3 protein-coding genes are annotated in these 3184 nt (G+C 67.3%); 2 read left to right on the top strand and 1 reads right to left on the bottom strand.

What is annotated here, in order from left to right; all coding sequences use genetic code 11:
• The first annotated feature begins 25 nt into the window (after positions 1-25).
• Entirely contained in the window at positions 26-529 is a 504-nt protein-coding gene (locus tag G3N99_RS37100; RefSeq protein WP_174943118.1) for a periplasmic heavy metal sensor, read from the top strand.
• Between the two features lie 276 nt (positions 530-805).
• Here G3N99_RS37100 and G3N99_RS37095 read toward each other — a convergent pair whose 3' ends face one another.
• Positions 806-1663, bottom strand: a complete 858-nt coding sequence (locus G3N99_RS37095) for an alpha/beta hydrolase (RefSeq protein WP_241012044.1) — start codon at positions 1661-1663, stop codon at positions 806-808.
• Positions 1664-2049: 386 nt separating this feature from the next.
• On the opposite strand from G3N99_RS37095, the gene G3N99_RS37090 reads away from it, so the two are divergent.
• The coding region (locus tag G3N99_RS37090; protein WP_206124844.1) for a DUF1800 domain-containing protein at positions 2050-3184 on the top strand (1135 nt) is incomplete at its 3' end.

Below are 3184 nucleotides of genomic sequence, written 5' to 3'. Positions count from 1 at the left end.
GGCCGAGCGTGGACTGGAGTGATGAATGAGTGAGCGTGGCTGGAAATTCGTCCTCGTCGGTTCGGTCGTGCTGAACGTATTCATGCTCGGCGCGATCGGCGGCGGCGCGTATCAGTGGTTCTCGACGCATCGCGACCTGCGGGCCGCGGGCGCACCGGCGTCGCGCACCGCATTGCGTTTCGCCGCGGACGAATTGCCTGACGCGCGCCAGCAGGAGTTCGTTGCGGCGCTGAAGGCGGCGCGCAAGGACGGCCGCGATTTCGCACGGGAAGGGCGCGACGACCGGATCACCGTGCTGGATCTGCTCGCCGCGCCGCAGCTCGATCGTACGGCGATCGACGCCGCGCTCGATCGTACGCGCGCGGCCGATACCGCGCTGCGTGCACAGGTCGAGCGCAGCGTCGTCGATTTCGCGGCGACGCTGACGCCGGACGAGCGCGCGAAGTTCGTCGACGGGTTGCGGCGCAGCGGTAACTGGCGGCTGCCGCCGAAGTTGCAGAAGAAGCAGGGCGACGCGGCCAGCAAGTAAGCAAGCGCCGCGCGGACGACGTGCGGCGGCATGCCTTTGCAGTGATGCGCAACGCGTACACGGAAGGCGGGTCGGCAATGCCTGCATGCATGCTTGCTGCAGGCATGCTTCAGCGAAGAATCGCAAGGAGCAAGGAGCAAGGAGCAAGGAGCAAGGAGCAAGGAGCAAGGAGCAAGGCGCAAGGCGCAAGGCGCAAGGCGCAAGGCGCAAGGCGCAAGGCGCAACCGCGACTGTGACTGTGACTGTGACTGTGACTGCGCTACGCGGCGCGCACGTTCAACGTGCAAGCATCCACGCGGAGATCGCGTCGACCACGCCGCTCTCCAGACCGTTGAAGCCGTGATAGGCAAACGCTTCGCACGGATCGCCCCGGGACGTGCCGCCCGACACGATCATCAGTTCGGCCTTCGGAGACTGGTCCAGCTTCTTCAACAGCGTATCCGTTTCGGATACCGGACAATATTTGCAGCCGTCGTTCTCGTGGTGAACGACGAGCACCGGAATCCTGACGCTGGCCAGGTTCATGTCCGTGACCGCCGTGCCGCCTCGATCTTCGCGGAGGATGGTGGACGTCAGCACGATACCGTCGGGCCCGCCGCCGCCGGCCAGCGCGATCGCAATGGCAGCGGCGGACTGGGTGCCGCGGCTCGTTCCGATGAGCCATACCGGTACGTGCAGTTGCTCCCGCAACCACGCGATCACGGCACGCGCGTCGTCGGCGTGTTCCTTCGAGAGTCGAAAGCCGTTGAGGTAGGGCGCGGATTGCCGGTCGCTCGGTGCATCGATGACCGCGACGGCAATGCCGTCCTTCACGAACAACTGCCTGGTGCGGACGAGAAAGTTGCCTGCACCCCAGCCGAATCGTCCGGACGGTTCCAGTTGCAGCCCGCCGTGTCCGCCGGCATAAAGAATGGCTGCGGCCTTCGGTGCGTCCGGCGCGATGAAGAGAAACCGTTGCGTCACGCCGGGGCGGGTCGGAATGTCGACGACCTTGGGCGGGTTTTGCGCATGCGCGGGATAGCCGTGCAGCGTCAGCGCGACTGCGAGCAGCCACGCACGGGTCCAGCGCGACGGCGGGCGCATCGAACCGGCCCAACGAAACCGAGCACGCAAGCTGACGGGAAGAGTGGGCATCGTAATGGTCGCTGGGTCGGGACGACGAAAGGCCGTGACGCGGGGCGATACATTCCATTGAGTCTAGGTGGCTTTCCGGGAACGGCAAGCGCCGGGGCGGGGGCGGCCGGCGAGCCCTCTGGTGGGATTCGTTCCGGTCAGGCTAGTGAAAGCCCGTTAGCCGGATGTCGAAATGTGCCTGTCTTTCGCAGGGGCACGGGATCCCGATACGGCGGCTGTACGTCCCGCCGATTCGCTGCATTCGTCAGCTGAATCCGCAACAGGAATTCGAACGGCAACACGCATGCAGTCAACGCCGCGCGACGCGCCAGAAATATTCGTCCTCCTGGCGACGGATTTCCCGCCGACCCACGTTAAACACGGGTACGCATCGCGAGAGCCCTTCCATGGACCACCCGAACGACATTACCCCGGCCGCCATCGCGCTGAACCGCTTCGGCCTCGGCGCACGCGCCGACGAAGCGCCGCCTGCCGACCCGAAGGCGGCACTCGTCGCGCAGCTCGATCGCTACGACGCGCGGCCGGCCGCGTGGGCCGGCGAGCCGGACGCAGTGGCGCTCGCGACGCGCTTCGCGAACGCGCGCAATGCGATGACGGCCAACGACCCGGCAACGAAACGCGCGACCGAGCAGTCGATCCGGCGCGACGGCAACGACACGTATCGCAGCGCCGTCGTCGCGCGGATGAACAGTGCGCTGAACACGCCCGCACCGTTCGTCGAGCGTCTCGTGCATTTCTGGGCGAACCATTTCGCGGTGTCGGTCGACAAGGGGCCGGTAGCGGCCTACGCGGGCGCGTTCGAACGCGACGCGATCCGCCCGCACGTGCTCGGCCGTTTCGAGGACATGCTGGTTGCCGTCGAGCAGCATCCCGCGATGCAGCTTTTCCTCGACCAGGCGCGCTCGGTCGGCCCCGACAGCCCGGCCGCGCTGCGTGCCGAAGCACGCAATCCGACGGCCAAGCGCGGGCTCAACGAGAATCTCGCGCGCGAAATCATGGAGCTGCACACGCTCGGCGTACGCACGGGTTACACGCAGGCCGACGTGACGGAATTCGCGCGTGCGCTGACCGGCTGGAGCATCGCCGGCGGGCGTGGCCCGCAGCCCGGTGATGCGGCGCCCGGCGCGTTCGTGTTTCGCCCGAAACTGCACGAGCCCGGCGTGCGGACCGTGATGGGGCGCAGCTACGACCAGCCCGGCGAAGCACAGGCGCGCGCGATCCTGCACGACCTCGCGCATTCGGAGGCGACCGGAAGGCATATCGCGTTCCAGCTTGCCCGTCATTTCGTCGCCGACAATCCGCCGCCCGCGCTGACTGACCGGCTCGCCCGCGCGTTCGATGCGAGCGGTGGCGATTTGCCGGCCGTCTATCGTGCGCTCGTCGATGCGCCCGATGCGTGGGCGCCGGTCAACCGCAAGTTCAAGACACCGTGGGAGTGGGCCGTGTCGTCGCTGCGCGGGCTCGGCTGGCGCGACACCGGCGACTTGAAGGTCGCGCCGCTGCTCACGCAGCTCGGCCAGA

The sequence above is a fragment of the Burkholderia sp. Ac-20392 genome, from assembly GCF_017104585.1.
In the GTDB taxonomy this organism is placed as follows: Bacteria; Pseudomonadota; Gammaproteobacteria; order Burkholderiales; family Burkholderiaceae; genus Burkholderia; species Burkholderia lata.
The sequence above is the reverse complement of the archived record's forward strand: the minus strand, read 5'-3'. Positions and strand labels throughout refer to the sequence as shown.